Origin of the sequence: Rothia sp. (in: high G+C Gram-positive bacteria), assembly GCF_015265375.1 — a bacterium.
In the GTDB taxonomy this organism is placed as follows: Bacteria; Actinomycetota; Actinomycetes; order Actinomycetales; family Micrococcaceae; genus Rothia.
The window spans coordinates 1-16737 of the sequence record NZ_JABZXW010000021.1; the positions used below are offsets into that span (position 1 = coordinate 1).

Annotated in this window: 13 protein-coding genes and 1 tRNA gene; 4 read left to right on the forward strand and 10 right to left on the reverse strand. The window is 56.3% G+C overall.

The features are described from left to right. Nucleotides 1–48: 48 nt before the first annotated feature. Nucleotides 49–1866 (reverse strand): ABC transporter ATP-binding protein, encoded by a 1818-nt coding sequence (locus HXO69_RS04215; protein WP_296545489.1) that lies wholly within the window; start codon nt 1864–1866, stop codon nt 49–51. 697 nt (nt 1867–2563) lie between these two features. Here HXO69_RS04215 and HXO69_RS04220 point away from each other — a divergent pair. Then, nucleotides 2564–3694, forward strand: coding sequence for a phosphotyrosine protein phosphatase (locus HXO69_RS04220; RefSeq protein ID WP_296545490.1), 1131 nt, complete (start codon nt 2564–2566; stop codon nt 3692–3694). 148 nt (nt 3695–3842) lie between these two features. Here HXO69_RS04220 and HXO69_RS04225 read toward each other — a convergent pair whose 3' ends face one another. The 3 genes from HXO69_RS04225 to HXO69_RS04235 all read right to left on the reverse strand — a co-directional run bounded on the left by HXO69_RS04225 (nt 3843) and on the right by HXO69_RS04235 (nt 6456). Then, nucleotides 3843–4823: a ribose-phosphate diphosphokinase gene (locus tag HXO69_RS04225; RefSeq protein WP_070676131.1), complete on the reverse strand. Its 981-nt coding sequence runs from the start codon at nt 4821–4823 to the stop codon at nt 3843–3845. A gap of 20 nt (nt 4824–4843) precedes the next feature. Further along, entirely contained in the window at nt 4844–6298 is a 1455-nt protein-coding gene (gene glmU, locus HXO69_RS04230) for a bifunctional UDP-N-acetylglucosamine diphosphorylase/glucosamine-1-phosphate N-acetyltransferase GlmU (protein ID WP_296545492.1), read from the reverse strand. An 87-nt stretch (nt 6299–6385) separates the two neighbouring features. Then, nucleotides 6386–6456, reverse strand: a tRNA-Gln gene (locus tag HXO69_RS04235). Nucleotides 6457–6688: 232 nt separating this feature from the next. Between HXO69_RS04235 and HXO69_RS04240 the strand changes: the two genes are divergently transcribed. From HXO69_RS04240 to HXO69_RS04250, 3 genes are all read left to right on the forward strand, one after another. Beyond that, nucleotides 6689–8533 carry an ABC-F family ATP-binding cassette domain-containing protein gene (locus tag HXO69_RS04240; protein ID WP_296545494.1) on the forward strand — a complete coding sequence of 615 codons (1845 nt, stop codon included), beginning with the start codon at nt 6689–6691 and terminating at the stop codon, nt 8531–8533. Nucleotides 8534–8682: 149 nt separating this feature from the next. Further along, nucleotides 8683–9165 (forward strand): DapH/DapD/GlmU-related protein, encoded by a 483-nt coding sequence (locus HXO69_RS04245; RefSeq protein WP_296545496.1) that lies wholly within the window; start codon nt 8683–8685, stop codon nt 9163–9165. 1 nt (nt 9166) lies between these two features. Further along, the gene (locus HXO69_RS04250; protein WP_296545498.1) at nt 9167–10111 is read left to right on the forward strand and encodes a glycosyltransferase family 2 protein; all 945 of its coding nucleotides are present in this window, start codon (nt 9167–9169) and stop codon (nt 10109–10111) included. 83 nt (nt 10112–10194) lie between these two features. Here the strand turns inward: HXO69_RS04250 and HXO69_RS04255 are convergent, their stop codons facing one another. The 6 genes from HXO69_RS04255 to HXO69_RS04280 form a co-directional block, all read right to left on the reverse strand. After that, entirely contained in the window at nt 10195–11388 is a 1194-nt protein-coding gene (locus tag HXO69_RS04255) for a glycosyltransferase (protein ID WP_296545499.1), read from the reverse strand. A gap of 77 nt (nt 11389–11465) precedes the next feature. Continuing rightward, entirely contained in the window at nt 11466–12467 is a 1002-nt protein-coding gene (locus tag HXO69_RS04260) for a 4-diphosphocytidyl-2C-methyl-D-erythritol kinase (RefSeq protein WP_296545501.1), read from the reverse strand. Between the two features lie 68 nt (nt 12468–12535). Next, nucleotides 12536–13408, reverse strand: a complete 873-nt coding sequence (gene rsmA / locus HXO69_RS04265) for a 16S rRNA (adenine(1518)-N(6)/adenine(1519)-N(6))-dimethyltransferase RsmA (RefSeq protein WP_296545502.1) — start codon at nt 13406–13408, stop codon at nt 12536–12538. A gap of 38 nt (nt 13409–13446) precedes the next feature. After that, a complete protein-coding gene (locus tag HXO69_RS04270; RefSeq protein WP_296545504.1) occupies nt 13447–14268 on the reverse strand; it encodes a glycosyltransferase family 25 protein in 822 nt (273 codons plus the stop codon). Nucleotides 14269–14597: 329 nt separating this feature from the next. Next, nucleotides 14598–15425 carry a glycosyltransferase family 25 protein gene (locus tag HXO69_RS04275; protein WP_296545506.1) on the reverse strand — a complete coding sequence of 276 codons (828 nt, stop codon included), beginning with the start codon at nt 15423–15425 and terminating at the stop codon, nt 14598–14600. A gap of 228 nt (nt 15426–15653) precedes the next feature. Beyond that, nucleotides 15654–16727 (reverse strand): TatD family hydrolase, encoded by a 1074-nt coding sequence (locus HXO69_RS04280; RefSeq protein ID WP_296545508.1) that lies wholly within the window; start codon nt 16725–16727, stop codon nt 15654–15656. Between the last annotated feature and the right edge of the window lie 10 nt (nt 16728–16737).

The following is a 16737-nucleotide window of genomic DNA, read 5'->3' on the forward strand; positions in this document are numbered from 1 at the left end:
CCCCCCCCCCCACTACTATCTATGATGGACGATCTGAGCTATAGAGGTTTACTCCGGCAGCTGTCCCAGCTTCACAAGATTTGCAAACTCTGCGTTAGCTTGCTGAACCTCAGTGAAAGTACCTTGGTTAGCAATTCGTCCCTTAGCAAGGTAGACCAGCTGGTCAACATTACGAACCGTCGACAGGCGGTGAGCCACGATAATGACCGTAATGTCCTTAGAAATACGCTCGATGGTCTTCGTAATCTTGTGCTCGGTCTCGTTGTCCAATGCGCTAGTTGCTTCATCCAGAATCAACACGCTCGGGTTACGGTACAGAGCACGGGCGATACCCAAGCGCTGTTTCTGGCCACCCGACAAACGGGTCGCATTGTACCCCAGTTTAGTGTCCAGACCATTTTCCAAGGACTCTACTACCTCAGTCAGTGCAGCAACTTCAAGGCAGTATTTGACACGCTCCGCATCAATCTCATGAGGTTCAAGACCAAAGGCAACTGCTTCGGTTACAGTACAGTCTGCAATGAACACGTCCTGAGGAACATAACCAATGTGCTTATGCCAGTTCGGCAAATCTTCCAGAATTGACTTACCGTTCTGTAGTACCTGGCCGCTAGTCGGTGCAAAGAGACCCAGAATAAGGTCAACCAGAGTAGTCTTACCAGAGCCAGAACCACCCACAAAAGCAATTGAAGAGCCCATCGGGATGTCCAACGTAATGTTGTTAAGGACAGGCTTATCTCCATCAGGATACTGGAAGCTCAGATTATCCACCTGAATGTTGACAGGTTCAATCCTCTTATTTACGTACTCATAGTTTTCCGGCACAACAGGTTTAGCAGGCAGCTTGAACATTCGTTCTTCCGGGGTGAGATGTTTAATCTCCTCCAGGAGGCTATCGCATGCATGTTCACCTGATCGGATACTACCGAGAGAAGCTACCATTCGGGTATAATTCGGCAAGATTCGGATACAGGCTCCTGCAAAGAGCACCAGATATCCCGTTCCGTCTGTTCCCTGAGTCGCACTCATAAATGCCAAGAGAGCAGCAATTCCAACAACAAAGATGATTTCTAGCGTATATTTGGGGAAATCAAAGAGAAAAGCATTACGCATCGAAGCGTTAACTGCGTCGATACGCTTCTCCTGATAGCGATACATGTATCGATCAGTCATGCCATACATACGGATCTCCCGGAATCCATCTACGGCTTCAATCATTGCATTCCATGCACCCTTTGTTGCATTCAAAACAATTTTACCTTGTTCACGATTCTTACGCTTAAGAGTATTTTGTAAGATAAAGGATGCTAGACCGAAATAGGTCATAGCCAGCAATGCCGGAATGGGCATAATAATTAGAAGCATTACCATCAAAACAATAATTGATAGCATATCTCCAATAAACCCAAGCACACCGTTAACAAAGGAGCCATAAGCCTGAGATGTTACGTCATTAACTGCAGTGTAGATTGGAGCGGCACCCCGTTTACGGTGATCAAGGTAAGGCTCACGGATATATCTGTTCAAAAGAGTAACAGAAACAGAACTCTGCTGCGTTGCAATGAACCCCATACTCCAGCGACGGATGACGAGGGAGAACACTCCCTTAAAAACAAAGGCGGCAACAAGGGCTACACCAAAAATGAGGATGAGCGAGGGGGTATCTGGGTCGCCAAAAAAATTCGACACCTTCAAGATAAAGCCTTCACGAGGAGTACCCATGGCAAGATTAACCAAGGGAAGCACCAAGGCAACACCCAACATTTCAAACAAAGAGACGGCAAATAGACCAAGAATATTGAGAACTAGAAGATAAAACTTCTTACCAGGGAACAAAACCCGGATCTTAGAGTATACACTCTTCACGATAAAACCTATAACCTTCTGCGAAAAAACTCACAATAAGTAGACAAGCAGCAAACCCAACTACAATACATCCAAAATAAAAATGCAGAGCGAAAGGATTGCTAAAACAAAGACAACGCAATATTCAGGCAGCTCAGACAATTCTTTAAATTGCCCAAATGTATAAATCCTCTATCCGAAAAGAATTTATTATAAGGTCGATAAGTCCAACTAATAAAGACTTTTGAATATTTATCAGATTTAAGTTACCTAGACCTAACTGAATAAACACACTACAATTTGCATTTATCCATAATTTCTGGTCTCTTGCGTCGCGTCAGAGAATCCCAGTCGCGATTTGGAGAACGGCTATTCTGTTTTATTGAGAGAAGCTTCATGATGCCTTTCTCGCCCGCGCCCTCGTAGGTAAGGACGGGTACATTGGTGTGAGGAGTGATGAATAAGCGGTTACCCATGATTCTAACATGCAACCTTTCTCAAAGGTTAGAAATAATACTGTATTCTCGCTCATCTTATGCCTCAAGTATTCCCTCTGCACCTGTTACGGCGAAGGCAAATATGAGTTTTACAGGCCTGGGGACAATAAAAACCTATACGGAGCCAGCACTCGGTATGATAGATACTATTCATTCAACCAACCCGACACTTCCGGCTTCCCTGTTCACTGTTGGGTACGTCAATTAGAAAAGGCTTTTTGATGGGCATCTTCAACATTAAGTCCCTCAAGGACAAGTACGCGTGGGGGTCCTCCGAGGACAAAACCAACTCCACAGAAACCGCCGAGGCGCAGCCGGCAACCGCCGCCTCCCCATCCGCAAATATTGCTGACGGAGTCCGCTCCCTCATTAAGAGCAACCCCGAACTGGCAGGCAAGAACCGCCGCGGGGTAGCTAGCCGTACCATCACCCCCGACGGTTCGCTCCGCGAAGCCATCGAAGACTACGAAGTCCGCTCCCCCGCCGAGGTAGCCGCTCAGGAAGTCACGCCTGAAGAAGAGCTCAGCGCCGACGGTACCGCAACCGTCTCCGCGCAGCCCCTCACCCACACCGACATCGAGGCTACCCCCGGCGACATCCTCGACGCGGACAGCAATCCCACCGGCCCCAGCATCATCCGCGTGGGTCAGCACAACGCACCCATGGTCGATGCCGAAGAGCTCGCCAACCCCGAAGAAGCCAACAACCAGAGCGCAGCAAAGGCTCAGCCTTCCCCCGCTACTAACTCCCGAGGCGAGCGCACCCCGCTGTTCAAGCTCTCCCCCAAAACCCTCAACCGTACCGGCAGCACGAGCGGCGACGGCCCCTTCGAAGCTGTCTTCGTCTGCACCGGCAATATTGCCCGCAGCGCATCCGGCGAGGTCATCTCCAAGCACCTTGCCGCCGAGTACGGTCTGGAAGACAAGTGGATCTTCTCCAGCGCAGGCACCGGCGCCCTCGTCGGTCACGGCGTCTACGAACACGTAGCTAATGAGCTCATCAAGCGAGGCTACAACCCGGAGGGCTTCGCATCCCGCCAGCTCAACGAGCAGATTATTGAGAACGCCACCATCATCCTGGTGGCTGAGAAGGTGCATGCCGACTGGATTGTGCGCGAGTGGCCCCAGCACCACGCCAAGATTAAGCTACTCAAGCAGGTTGCACGTATCCGCGAGGATGCTCGCCGCGCCGAACCGCTGTCCTACCTCTACTCCTACGGTGCCCGTCCGCTCGATAGCGACAAGTTGGAAGACCCCTACCGCCGCGGCCCCGCAGCAGCGAAGGTTGCCGTGGACGAGGTGGAGCAGTCCCTCCGCGTGATTCTGCCTTGGCTCGCACAGGCGCATCGCTAACCATACGAGGCTAAATACAGCGCTAACCCGGCTGGAACAGATATCTGTTCCAGCCGGGTTAGCTTTAGCCTCTACAACTTAGCCTCAAGAGTAGAAAGTCCCCCGCCGACCAACAGTCAGCGGGGGACTTTCGTTAGGCTTTAGAAGCTTAGTGATCGAAAATCTCGGTCACAGAACCCTCGTCGAAGACCTCGCGGATAGCGCGAGCAATCAACGGAGCGATGGAGAGAATAGTCAGGTTATCGAACTGCTTCTCTTCCGGCACGGGCAGGGTGTTGGTCACGACGACCTCCACAGCACCGCACTGGGACAGACGCTCAGCAGCCGGGTCAGACAGAACCGGATGGGTTGCCGCGATGATAACTTCCTTCGCGCCCTTGTCCATGAGGACCTTCACAGCGCCAGCAATGGTGCCGCCAGTGTCAATCATGTCGTCAATCAGCACGCAGGTACGACCCTCAATGTCGCCGACAACGGTCTTAGAAACAGCCTGGTTGGGGACGTTGATGTCGCGGGTCTTGTGCACGAACGCCAGGGGCGCACCGTCCAGCAGATCGGCCCAGTGCTCAGCCACACGCACACGACCGGTATCCGGGGACACAACGGTCACGTTGGACAGGTCGTCCACGCGCTCGCGGATGTGCTTAGCCAGAACCGGAATCGCGAACAGGTGATCCAGCGGGCCGTCGAAGAAGCCCTGAATCTGCGAAGTGTGCAGATCCACGCACATCAGGCGGTCAGCACCAGCAGTCTTGTACAGGTCCGAAATCAGACGTGCCGAGATAGGCTCACGACCCTTGTGCTTCTTGTCCTGACGAGCGTAGGGGTAGAAAGGAGACACCACGGTAATGGAACGAGCGGATGCACGCTTGAGCGCATCGATCATAATGATCTGCTCCATGAGCCACTCGTTGATGGGTGCCGGGTGCGACTGAATCACGAAAGCGTCCGCACCGCGCACAGACTCCTCAAAGCGGACGTAGGTCTCGCCGTTGGCGAAGGTGTATGCAGAGGTGGGCAGCAGGTCGTGATCAAGTGCCTGTGCAATCTCCTCGGCAAGCTTGGGGTGTGCTCGACCGGAGACCACTACAAGCTTGCGCTCACCGGGGTTGGTAATCTCGCTACTCATGGTGTTGTTCTTTCCTCGAATTAGGATTCTGCCGGTTCCTGCGCGCCAGCAGCCTTAGCAGCCTCGGCGGGTTCGGTACCAGCACGGTTCTTCAGGACCCAGCCATCGATGGTGCGCTGGGAAGTCTCAGAGTAGGCGAGGGCGCCCGCAGGAACATCCTTACGGATCAGCGCGCCCGCGCCGGAGTAGGCACCGTCACCGACGGTAACAGGTGCAACGTAAATACCCGCAGCACCCATACGGGCGTGCGCGCCAATAACGGAGCGGCTCTTCACCAGACCGTTGTAGTTCGCGAAGATAGAACCTGCACCAATATTTGCGCCCTCACCGATGGTGGCGTCACCAACGTAGGACAGGTGCGGAATCTTTGCGCCATCGCCAATCTGCGAGTTCTTAGCCTCGCAGAAGGTGCCAAGCTTAGCGTCTTTGCCCAGGGTGGTACCGGGGCGCAGGTACGCAAAGGGACCAACAGTTGCGCCCTCACCAATGACCGCGCCGTGACCGTGAGCGCGGATGACGGTAGCGTCAGCCTCAACGGTCATGTCGGTCAGGGTGGTGTCCGGGCCAATGGTTGCGCCGGTAGCAACGGTGGTGGAGCCGTGCAGCTGCACGCCGGGCAGCAGGGTCACGTCGTTCTCAATGGTGACGGTAACGTCAATCCAGGTGTTCTGCGGATCAACAATAGTCACGCCGTTACGCATGTGCGCCTCAAGGATGCGGTTGTTGAGCATACGACCCAGCTGAGCCAGCTGCACGCGGTCGTTAGCGCCCTCAACTTCCCAGCGGTCCTCAATAGCCAGAGCGGAGGTGCGGTGACCCTTCGAACGAGCAATGGACAGAACGTCAGTAATGTACTTCTCGCCCTGTGCGTTGTTGGTGGTCACCTCAAGCAGCGCCTCACGCAGGACAGCAGCATCAAAAGCGTAAATACCGGAGTTAATCTCGGTGATTTCGAGCTCTTCGGGGGAAGCGTCCTTCGCCTCGACAATGGCGGTGACTTCGCCAGCCTGGTTACGGACAATACGGCCGTAAGCGCCCGGCTCATCCACGTGGGTGGTCAGCACGGTGACAGCGTTCTTATCTTCCTCGTGGAAAGCAATCAGCTCGCGCAGGGTCTCGGGGCGCAACAGGGGGACGTCGCCGTACGTCACCAGAACGGTACCGGAAACAGTTTCCTGGGCGTCCAGTGCGTTCAGACCAACCTCAACAGCACGACCGGTACCGGGAATCTCATCCTGGTCAACGATGGTTACTTCAGGATCAAAAGCCAGAACGTGCTCAGCAACCTTATCACGCTGGTGGCGCACCACAACAGCAAGACGCTCAGGATTCAAATCACGGGCAGCGGCGACAGCATGCTCCACCATGGAACGACCACCAATACCGTGCATAACCTTGGGGGTAGCGGACTTCATGCGCGTACCAGCGCCTGCAGCCAGAACAATCACTGCAGAGGGTGCCAGTTCAGTATTCACTGGGAAGACTCCTTAGACGAGGTTGTAAGAGTGAGGAGTGAGCGCGGACCGCCAACTCTCTATCAACGGTGCCGTTGAGTGCTTACGCTCCGCCACTAGGACTCGAACCTAGACAAACGGCTCCAAAGGCCGCTGTGCTGCCATTACACCATGGCGGATTATCCATACATCACCGATGAGTCCCCCGAAGGTCATCACCGTCGTTAGCCGCCATTTTGGGCACAGAACAGCGCAATGCAGGAAATGCTTTCCTCAGTTTATCAAATATCTGCCCTCAACCTCGCCGCGCACCCAGGCAAAACCCCGCGGCATTTCTCAACACTGATGTAGCCCCTCATCAAAGCTTGGGGCGCTACTTGAACCGAAGACTCACCCTGTACCCTAGAAGGCGTGGCACATCTACTTGGCGGCGAATCGCTGCACCTCGAATTCCCTACCCGAACCATCTTTGAAGGCATCACGGTCGGTCTGAACGAAGGCGACCGCATCGGTATTGTCGGCCGTAACGGCGACGGCAAGTCCACCCTCATGAAGATCCTTGCCGGCCGGCTCGAACCGGACTCCGGCCGCGTCACCATGCGCGGCGGCACCCGCATCGGCTACCTCGACCAGTCCGACGTACTCGACGACGACCACACGGTCGGCTACGCGATTGTGGGCGATACCCCCGAATACGAGTGGGCGTCGCAGGCACGCATCCGCGACGTCATCTCAGGCCTGGTCTCCGACCTGCCCTGGGACGCCCCCGTATCTTCTCTCTCAGGTGGTCAGCGCCGCCGCGTGGCTCTCGCCTCCCTGCTCGCGCAGGAGTGGGACGTACTCATGCTCGACGAGCCCACCAACCACCTGGACGTCGAGGCCATCACCTGGCTCGCCGGCCATCTGAAGTCCCGCTGGTCGAAGAATGCTGGCGGCCTCATGGTCGTCACCCACGACCGCTGGTTCCTCGACGAAATCTGTACCGATACCTGGGAGGTGCACGACCGCATCGTCGAGCCCTTCGAGGGCGGCTACGCTGCGTACATCCTGCAGCGCGTTGAGCGTGACCGTCAGGCGGCCGCGGCTGAGGCTAAACGCCAGAACCTGATGCGCAAGGAGCTCGCGTGGCTACGCCGTGGCGCCCCCGCGCGTACTTCCAAGCCGAAGTTCCGCATTGACGCCGCGAACGCCCTCATTGCGGATGTTCCGCCCGTGCGTGACACCGTGGAGCTGAAGAAGATGGCGGTCTCCCGCCTCGGCAAGGACGTGGTCGACCTCGAAAACGTCTCCGTCACCTACGACGACCCCTCGCTGCCCGACGGCAAGCGCCCCGTGCTGAAGAAGGTCACCTGGCGTATTGCCCCCGGCGAGCGCACCGGCATCCTGGGCGTGAACGGCGCGGGTAAGTCGACTCTGCTGTCGCTGGTGACCGGCGATTTGAAGCCGACCGAAGGCCGCGTCAAGCACGGTAAGACGGTGAAGATTGCAACCCTCACCCAGCAGCTTGATGAGCTCAACGAGGTCGCTAACGACCGCGTCTCGGATGTGATTGGCCGCAAGAAACGCAGCTACATTGCAGACGGCAAGGAGCTGTCCCCCTCGCAGATGCTGGAGCGTCTGGGCTTTACCAGTGCACAGCTTTCTACCCCGGTCAAGGACCTTTCGGGTGGTCAGAAGCGTCGCCTGCAGCTCATGCTGATTCTGCTGGACGAGCCGAACGTACTGATTCTCGACGAGCCGTCCAACGACTTGGATACCGATATGCTCGCGGCGATGGAGGATCTGCTGGACACCTGGCCGGGCACCCTGCTGGTGGTCAGCCACGACCGCTACCTCATGGAGCGCGTGACCGACCAGCAGTACGCCGTGATTGACGGTTCGTTCCGTCACCTGCCCGGCGGTGTGGATGAGTACCTGGCGCTCTCTGCAGCCGGTGCTGGCGGTTCTGCTGCAGGTAGCGCGCAGGCTCGTTCCACCTCCCCGACGCAGAAGACTTCGGCGCAGGAGGCAGAGGTATCCGCCAAGCCGAAGGTTTCCGGTGCCGAACAGCGTGCGGCGCAGAAGGAGTCCGGCGCGATTGAGCGCCGCCTGGCAAAGCTTGCCACGGAGCAGGAAAAGCTCTCCGAACAGATGAGCGCCCACGACGCCTCGGATTACGCAGGTTTGGCGGCACTCGGCGAGCAACAGCAGGCTCTCCAGGATGAGATTGACGAGCTAGAAATGCGCTGGCTCGAACTCTCCGAGCTACTCGGTTAACGCCAACTTCATGTGCCATACGTAACAGCGGATTTCTCATCTGCTTCTGCGGGATACCACCTCGTTCCGGGGCGGTATCCCGCTACTATAGGAATTAGCTTTTAACACTTTTAGGGAACCTTTTCCCGCCCACCCTGATGAAGGTATCTATGCTCAACACTCTCAAACAGCTCAAGCATCAGCATTTTCTGAAGCAGAAGAAAAAGCGCCGCGCGGCACGCATCGAAAAGTTCCGTACCTCCGGCGTCACCATTGGTGACGGCACCTATGTGCACCCCAGCTCCGAAATTCTTCCCGGGGCTCGAATTGGCTCCGGTTGCTGGGTCAACCGCGATATCTTTATCGACCGGGTTGCCCAGATTGGCGACCGCGTCTACCTGGGCCCTCGAGTCACCCTGTGCACCGCAAGCCACGAGATGGGCCCTTCCCGTCAGCGTGCCGGCGAGAATATTGAGGCTCCCATCGTAATCGGTGACGGTTCTTGGCTCGGCCAGAACGTCTCCGTCATCGCCGGTGTCACCATCGGTGCCGGATGCATGATTGCCGCAGGTGCTGTTGTGGTATCCGATTGCGAACCGAACGGCCTCTACGCGGGTGTTCCCGCCCGACGCATTAAGGAGCTCGGTGAATAATATGAGCGAACAGTACGAGTACGAGGCATCTGTCGTCATCCCGGCGTACAACGCCGCCCGCTTCATCACAACGCAGCTGGAGGCCCTAGCTAAGCAAACTACCACCCGCTCTTTTGAGGTGGTCGTCAGCGATAACGGCAGTACCGATAACACCATCGCTCTGGTTGAAGCCTTCGATGCACCCTACCCCCTCCGCTGGGTGGATTCTAGCGATATCAAGGGCCCCGCAAACGCCCGCAACGTCGGCGCGCGCGAGGCACGCGGAAAGATTCTCGTCTACTGCGACGCGGATGATTTCGTGGAACCTGAATGGGTTGAGGGACACCTTCACCTGCAGGATCTGCACGGCCCCGCCATCGGCGCAGGCGCTAACCTGCACGGTTCTAACCCTCCCGAGGTGCTGGAGGCCTACGGCATTCCCGCCGATGCGGATAAGGACATTCTGGAGAACCGCGGGCTAATTGAGAGCATCGACAAGCTCACTCCTTTCGCCGGGTTCCTTCCTTCACTCACCGGATGTAACTTCTCGGTACCTCGCGAGATTTATCTGGAGCACGGCGGAATGGACTGTAGCTACATCGCGGGCTCAGAGGAGACGGACTTCTCCTGGCGTTTGACGCTTGCGGGGGTCCCCTTCTACAAGACCCAGGAATCCCTCGTCAACTACCGCCTTCGCGCAACCCTTCGGGGTTTGTTCCGTCAGCAGCGACGCTATCAGATTTACCGTGTGCTCCTCTGGCAACGTTTCAAGGATCAGGGTATGCGCGGTCCCAGCATCAAGTTCTCGGTGATTGCCGCGTTGAAGGCTATCCCCGTAATCTGCTTCTCCACGTCGCGTCGCGCTCAAGGGCTCGCTCAGCTCGGCGGCAATCTTGGAGCACTTGAGGGTATCTTCAAGTACCGTTTCCGCGGGGTCCCCGAGCGTCAGCTCATGAACAACCGCTAGATTATAAATAATAGAGAGTGCCGGTCCTAGATTTTACTCTAGAACCGGCACTCTTCTATATAAGCATTCCTCGACACTTACGATTATCGGTGAATAGACTCAAAAACTTTCTCCCAACACCGAACAATATATTCAGGAGAGAAAACAGAGGACTTCTCAACACACAAAGCAGATTTTTTAGCTCGCAATTCATCATCACCCATAGCCAAACGCAACTGCTTCGTCAGCGCTTCAACACTACGTTCTTCAGCTAGGTAGCCGACTTCAGGCAAATAGTCCAACAATAGGTAACTGGAGGGGTAAGAAACCAATGGTGTACCAACACGCATACCCTCTTGCAAAGACATAGGGCCACCCTCAAAATCAGAGGCGCCAATGGTCAACGACGCTTCGGCATAGGCTTCAAGCACCTGCTGGGAGTTCAGGGGACCGCCTACCACAATGCGCTTAGCGAGGGCCGGATCAAGGGTCTCAAGAAGCTCATGCATCTGACGTTCAGTTTCGTCGTCTCCGCTACCGTTGAGTTTCAGAACCCACTCGGGAAACTCTTGTGCACACGCAATGAAGCTCTCCAGAATGCGCATGAGACCCTTCTCCGCACCATAGCGGCCAACATACTGAATAACTGGCTTCTTCTGCTGAGCTACCTCCAAGACCTTCTTCTGAACTTCAGGATCGATGAAAGCGTTAGGGTTAGAGACCGCATCAACCGGGCGGTTCAGCCACTCAGCAAAGAGTCGTGCGTCCCCTTCAGAAAGCGCAATGAAGGAGTCATAGTAGCGCCCAATATCCTGAAGGGTCTTTTCACGAGTTGTGCGGTGAAAGCTATCGAAAGCGCTGTGGAATTCGTAGAGATACCCAATCCCCTGCTTCCGACCCTGTCGCGCATAGTCCACCAGATACTCGGCGATATCGGTCATCGAGGTCAAAATAACGGTGTCTTTACCCAATGAATGCAGGTAACGACGGGTACGCACTGCGTTATAGCGGTCCCACAATGCGGTAAACACCTTCTTAGCCGCCAGCACGGCACCCAGCGGTCCGGGGTTGTTGTACACCAGCTTATTGTGGGTGGTCTTTGAGACAAGCGATCCAGAACGAATAACAAAATCAGGAGTCGTCGCGTCAGGGTTATTGCCCGTATTGTCGTAGAGTGCCAGATAGCTAACGTTGTATCCGGCTTCCTCAAAAGCTCTACCCAGAATCCTGTTAACGGTCGTAATACCGCCCAGAAGGCTAAAACGGTCCTGGGCGATAACAATATTTTTAACCTTCATCGTATTCTCCCTTTCAGCCAGAGAACGGTAGAAGTCAGTGAGTGATAAATCGTTATCTAGTGTGACAGATAGAAAAGCTATGCACTAGTCACTTCAGTAGCTACGGCATGGTGGCCCTCAACACGAAGAGAGGTAGCGAGAGCTTCCGCTTGTGCATGTGAAGAAGTTAGCAGAAGCACCGTCGGACCGGAGCCAGAGACCAGCGAGGCGTACACACCCTCGCTGTCACGCAGGTTCAGGGTCTGCTCCAGCTGCGGGGCGCACGAAAGCGCTGGAGCCTGCAGGTCGTTACGCAGCAGGGGTGCTAGGGAGGCGAGGGTCGCCTCCGAACCGTCGTAAGAGTTCAGGGCGTTCAGAAGCTCTACGGGTTCCACCAGTTCACCGGAGGCGGGGTACAGACCCGCGGCGCGGCCGGCATCCAGCTGCTTGAATACGCTGGGGGTTGAGAGGCCAAACTGCGCGGCTACAATCACCAGGTGCAGGGGTTCTTGAGGCGCCGCAACGTTCTGCAGCTCGGTACCGGTCCCCTGCCCCAGGGCGAGAGTCTGCCCGAGCGCGGCACGCACGCTAAAGGGAATATCGGCGCCCAGCTGCGCGGCGAGACGTTCATAATCTGTCTGGGTCAGTAGCGCGCCGGTGCGGCCGGTTGCGTGCAGGTAGCGGTCCGTAGCGATGAGGGCGGCAGCCGCATCCGCAGAGCCGCCCGCCATACCGCCTGCCACGGGTACGGCCTTTGCAATATGCAGGTGCAGTGCCGGGGCGGGACTCACACTATGCTCGCGCAAAACCAATTCGGCGGCACGGTACACGAGGTTCCGCTCATCCATGGGCACATCGGCGGGATTGAACTGGCCCGCCTGCATCTGCTGATCCACCAGGGAGCCGGGCACAATATCCATGCTCAGGCTCAGCCCGGGAACAGACCCTTCAGAGACCGTGATGGTCTCCGTCAGCGAGACCGCCACAAAAAGCGTAGTCAGCGGGTGGTAGCCGTCCGGGCGGACATCCCCCACGGCAAGGTACAGATTGACCTTACCGGGAGCATCAACCGAAATGGCGGTCTGGGAGGCGGTACTCATCAGCGCATACACCTTTCGCGCGGGAACTCGCGTGAGAACGTCAGTGAAAATTCAGAGCAGGAAGAAAACTACTCCGCAGCAGGCTCAGCAGGGACAGTCAGCGAAGCCTCCGCAATGCGAATGAAGCCGTGAATATCCAGCTTCTCACCGCGTTCCGTCGGAGCGATACCTGACGCCACCAGAATCTGCTCCGCACGCGCACCCGAGCCCGCCCAGGAGCTCAGTGCAGCACGCAGAGTCTTACGGCGCTGAGCGAATGCCGCATCAATAATCGTGAACACCAGGTCTCGGTCCACGGTAGAGAGCGGCTCCTCGCGCATGCGGAAGCCCACCAGACCCGAGTTAATCTTCGGCGCAGGCCAGAACACGTTCTTACCGATCACGCCCGCCTTATACACCTCGGCATACCAATTAGCCTTCACCGAGGGAACACCGTAAATCTTCGAACCCGGGGTCGCCGACAGGCGGTCGGCAACCTCGTCCTGAACCATCACCAGGGCGTGACGGATGCTCGGGAACTTCGCAAAAAGATGCAGAAGAACCGGCACCGCCACGTTATAGGGCAGGTTCGCCACCAGGGCATCCGGGGTACGGGGCAGCTCGGTGACCTTCAGGGCGTCCATCAGCACCACGTCAATATCGCCCGCCTTTTCGGGGCGGAACTTCTCAATCGTGTGCGGAAGCTGCTGAGCCAGCGGCGGGTCAATCTCAACCGCCACCATGTCCTTCGCCGCATCCAGAATGCCGAGAGTCAACGAACCCAGGCCCGGGCCGACCTCCAGCACCGTCTCCTCCGGCGAAATCTCTGCCGCGCTGACAATACGACGAATCGTATTCGGATCAATCACAAAGTTCTGCCCAAGAGTCTTCGTCGGGCGAATACCGAGCATCTCGGCAAGCTCGCGAATCTCAGCAGGGCCGAGCAGGGGCAGATCGTTCACGGTGTTCCTTCGGTAGGCGTAGAGTTCTACACTCCAGGTTACCGTGCCAGGCGGCGCTTCACATCTTCAACGGTAGACAGCAAGGCGTTCTTAGCGTTGGCCAAACGTGCCTTCGGCGCTAGCAAAACACGCAAGCGACCAATAATGTTATTAGCTTTCAGACCCCTATGCAGCGTTTCAACGTGGCGAATACCAAGGTCGTCGATGAGGCTAGAACCTTCCCAATCGCATAGGCCAGGCTGTACGTAGCGCACGTCCACACCCCATTCCTCGTACAGGGGGTAATCATCAGCCACAGTACCCGGCGTTCCCTTATCAAAATTCTTCAGAAGAAGTTCAGCACCGGAACGCGAAATTAGGTATAGACCAGTACCGGTCAAGCGGGTCAGACTGTACTTCCCTCCCATACGGTATTTACCGTATACGAACGGAGAGAGCAAAGAGATACGAGGATATGTCACCCGCGGGTTCATCTTACCCGCTTCGAGCGCGAATGCATCACAGAGAACAACCATCTGGACTTGCGGGTACTTAGCAATAATATTCTGCACTACGGGCTCAGCATCTGCGGAGATAATAATGTCGTCCTCAGCAATGAGGGCCCAGTCAGCATCGCTTGCCAGAAAATCACGCCACATATTCAGGTGGCTGAGCATACATCCTCGTTCAGCGTTTTTCGGGTCACGATGCCACCGGGATCGAAAAAATTCGACATCAAATTCTTCATCAGTGATATGGCCGTCAAGGTTATCTACGGCGGAGTAGCGTACAAAATCTTGGGCAGGCGCACCCGCCGAATAGAAAGATTCAAAGCGATTCTTATTGTCCATACCAAGGACGTATTTTAGGACTTTTGCCATGATGTTCCCTTTTCTGTGGCACACCCATACAGCCCTAGCATGAAACGACATGAGCCCTGCATGAGTTTACCGAAATATTGACCCGGCAACGCTAAGTACAAGGTGCACCAAGTGCACTCGAATACTAGGGTATATCGCCTAGTCAGTGAGTGAATGATATGTATAAAACACCCTATCACCTAAGCTAAGATAGCCCCAGCAATTGGGGCACAGTCTCCTGTTATGTCTCACACTTTGTGCACAATCTCACACACAAAATCTGAAAATACCCGTCAAAAAATCCCTCTCCACCACACATGTGACGAAGAGGGACTTCATATAGAGCTTGCTTACTTCGGTTTACCCAGGCGCTGCTTCACCTCATCAAGAGTAGCATCCAGGGCGTTCTTTGCATTCACCAAACGCATCTTCGGAGCCAACGCAATACGCACTCGATCCAGGGCGCTCGAACCCTTCTGATTCTCAGCCAGCATCTCCAGGTGGCTCTTACCGGAATCCAGAATGACGCTGCTACCCTCCCAATCGCACAGACCGGGCTGCACGAAACGCACATCCACACCCCACTGCTGGTACAGTTTGTAATCATCAGCCACGGTACCCGGGGCCTTATTCTCAAACTGCTTGAGCAACAGCTCAGCGCCCGAACGGGAGATCAGGTACAGACCGGTGCAGCCCAGGCGGGTTGAACCGTACAGCTTGCCCATACGGTACTTGCCGTGCACAAAAGGAGACAATAGAGACAGACGAATGTAGTCCACGCGCGGGTTCATGGTTCCCGCCTTGAACGAGTACGCATCGCACAGGTTCACCAGCTGAACCTGCGGGTACTTGGTGATGATTGCGTTCACCACCGCCTCAGCGTCAGGAGAAATAAGGATGTCGTCCTCAGCAATCAGAGCCCAGTCCGCATCTGATGCGACGAAGTCCTCCCACATCTTCACGTGGCTGAGCATGCAACCGCGCTCAGCTGGGGTAGGTTCGCGGTGCCAGCGACTGAGGAAAAGTTCCACATCAAATTCGTCATCGGTCACATGATTATCACGGTTATCCACCGCAGAATACGGCACAAAGTCCTTCGCGGGCTCGCCCACCGAATAGAACGATTCAAATCGGTTCGCGCCATCCAGGCCCAGAACATACTTCAGAATCTTTGCCATAGTGTCCTCCTAAAGCACCAGCCACGGGGTGCTCAACATAAACTCTTGCAGGGATGTTTGCAGCACCAATTTTTGAACACATTATTGAAGCACCATATGTGCCTAAATAGTGCAGACCAGATCATGGCATAGCTGTTTGAGTGAGTTATTTGTAGTCGCTACAGTCTAGCACGCAGACACGCGCCGCGAGGCAACTCAGAGTAGTTATCCGCTACAAACTGTACGCGCCTACCACTGACCGTAAACCCACTCCGAATTCTCACGAATACGGCGGCAGAGTGCCTCCAGCTCCTCACCGCGGTGAGCAGCCATGAACCGCACCGTGTAATTCGTCATGTAGGACGCATTCGGGCGGCCACGGAACGGATGCGGGGTCAAGAACGGCGCATCCGTCTCAGCCAGAACCAGCTCCGGACGAGCCATCACCAACGACTCCTGAATACCCTTCGAATTCTTGAAAGTCACGGTACCGGCAAAGCTCATGTACCAGCCGCGCTCATTGCAGATCTCGGCAAGCTCCGGGCCACCCGAGTAGCAGTGGAACACGGTACGTTCCGGCGCACCCTCTTCATCCAGGATGCGCACGACGTCCTCGTGCGCGTCGCGGTCGTGAATCTGCAACGCCAGGTTGTGCTTCTTCGCAATGCGAATATGCTCGCGGAAGCTGTGGTGCTGCGCCTCCTTGCCTTCCTCGCCGGTGCGGAAATAGTCCAGACCGGTCTCACCGATAGCACGCACACGGTCGGCGGTGGCAAGCTCATCGAGGGTGGCGAGCGCCGCCTCCAGCTGACCGGCTGCAGCCAGCTCGGGGGCGGTGTTGGGGTGAATCGCAATGGCGGCGAGGACACGCTCATCAGCCTGCGCGGCGGCAACCGCGTACAGGGAGGAGGGGATATCGCATCCGACCTGCACAATGGCGCCGATGCCGAGCTTCTCACCGGCGTCGAGTGCGTCGCGGGCGCTGATTTCTACCTCACCGTCGAGCAAGTCCATGTGGGTGTGGTTATCCACGATGGGGTACGGCAGCGGCTCGGGGGCGGGCGGGAAGACCAGGGGGCGGCTGCGGCCGTTCTCGCCGGTGGTGGAGCGGCGGCGGGTTCCTTCTCCACCCGCGGCGTCGCTAATGCCGGTGTAGAGTTCCGCCTGATAGGGGGCGGGTACTTCACCGGGGACCGGCTCCCAACCGTTAGGCAGGGCGGTCGCCTGGAGCGCCGCGGGAGTGGGCAGGGTGTAGTTCGCCAGGGCGGCGAGGGAGTTCAGGTACTCCTGGGTGATTTCAGGACCGGGGTGGCTCTGACACATTGATAAATCC

Coding starts and splice junctions, on each gene's coding strand:
- HXO69_RS04250 (WP_296545498.1), top strand. CDS start 9,167: ATGAGCGAACAGTACGAGTACGAGGCATCTGTCGTCATCCCGGCGTAC.
- HXO69_RS04245 (WP_296545496.1), top strand. CDS start 8,683: ATGCTCAACACTCTCAAACAGCTCAAGCATCAGCATTTTCTGAAGCAG.
- HXO69_RS04260 (WP_296545501.1), bottom strand. CDS start 12,467: ATGAGTACCGCCTCCCAGACCGCCATTTCGGTTGATGCTCCCGGTAAG.
- HXO69_RS04275 (WP_296545506.1), bottom strand. CDS start 15,425: ATGGCAAAGATTCTGAAGTATGTTCTGGGCCTGGATGGCGCGAACCGA.
- HXO69_RS04270 (WP_296545504.1), bottom strand. CDS start 14,268: ATGGCAAAAGTCCTAAAATACGTCCTTGGTATGGACAATAAGAATCGC.
- HXO69_RS04225 (WP_070676131.1), bottom strand. CDS start 4,823: ATGAGTAGCGAGATTACCAACCCCGGTGAGCGCAAGCTTGTAGTGGTC.
- HXO69_RS04255 (WP_296545499.1), bottom strand. CDS start 11,388: ATGAAGGTTAAAAATATTGTTATCGCCCAGGACCGTTTTAGCCTTCTG.
- HXO69_RS04220 (WP_296545490.1), top strand. CDS start 2,564: ATGGGCATCTTCAACATTAAGTCCCTCAAGGACAAGTACGCGTGGGGG.
- HXO69_RS04280 (WP_296545508.1), bottom strand. CDS start 16,727: ATGTGTCAGAGCCACCCCGGTCCTGAAATCACCCAGGAGTACCTGAAC.